General features: G+C 74.8%; 1 protein-coding gene and 1 pseudogene. Both read right to left on the minus strand.

The features are described 5' to 3' along the window. Positions 1-576 (minus strand): annotated as a pseudogene (locus GT354_RS41665) (hypothetical protein); the annotation flags it as partial. Further along, the coding region (locus GT354_RS41670) for a copper transporter (RefSeq protein ID WP_161361927.1) at positions 573-1,088 on the minus strand (516 nt) is incomplete at its 5' end. The pseudogene GT354_RS41665 and the gene GT354_RS41670, both read right to left, overlap by 4 nt.

The following is a 1,088-nucleotide window of genomic DNA, read 5'->3' on the forward strand; positions in this document are numbered from 1 at the left end:
GGCGCCGGCCTCGCCGCCGCGCAGGACCGAGGGCAGGCCGGCGATCAGCACCGCCTTGGCCGCGCGCCCGGGCCGCAGGTCGAACAGGTTGATCAGGTTGGCCGTACCCGCGACCACGACACCCGCGAGCAGTTTGTCCACGGGACGCTTGTGGACGAGCGCGCCGGCCACCATCCCCGCCGTGCCGATCCCGACGATCTTGAGCCCGCCGCTGGTCACCTCGCCCTTGGCGAGCGCCCCCAAGTGCCCCTTGAAGCCGCGCCGATCGGACGACCCCGCCAGGTCGTCGTACGTACCGAACCCGGCCCCCGAGACCGCCGCCAACACCCCGGCGGCCCGCCGACGACCCGACACCCCGGGCGCGCACGCGACCGCGACGGCGGTCCCGACCGCCGCCGCCGGTCCTTCGAGCAGGGTCAGCACCTCGCCGCGATGGTTGCGGCGTTCCCACCGCGCGGCCCCGCCGGGCGGGCGGCGGGTCAGCGCGCCGTAACCGACGCGCGCGGCGCCGATCGCGGCCAATGCCGTCACGAGCCGACCCGGTCGGCTCCCCCCGAAACGTGCGGCGATCCTCACGGTGTCTCCTTAGGCAGCGTCGGCAGCGGACCGTCGGTCGTGCCCGTGACGCCGTACTGGCCCGAGTTGCCCTGCTTTTCCTCGACCACCAGCGCCCACACGACCGCGACCTGACCCGCGGGGGTCTCCGCAGTGTCCACGGTGGAAACGGACTTGGCGGTTTGATCGTTACGGCGCAGCGCCCAGATCGCGCCGTTCTCCTGCGCGGCGGCCGCGTTGCCGGCCATGACCGTACCGTCGTCGCCGGTGTCGAGGGAGCGCGCGAGCGACAGGTAGATGTTGTTGGTCCGGCCGGGGTCGTCGCCGCCGACGGCCGCGGCCGGCGCGACGATCACCGCGAGGTCGGCGCCGTTCGCGGGGGTGTCCTTGACGTCGACGAAGCCGGCGTCCTTCAAGCGGTTCAGGGCCTCGCCCGCGAGTTGCGGATTGTGGGCGGCCGGTGCGCCGGAGGTCTCGCCGGTGCCGGGCCCGCTCGGCGGCGCGGTCGTGCCGACGGGCGGCGTGGAAGGCGG

The organism is Streptomyces sp. SID3343 (genome assembly GCF_009865215.1).
Taxonomy (GTDB): Bacteria; Actinomycetota; Actinomycetes; order Streptomycetales; family Streptomycetaceae; genus Embleya.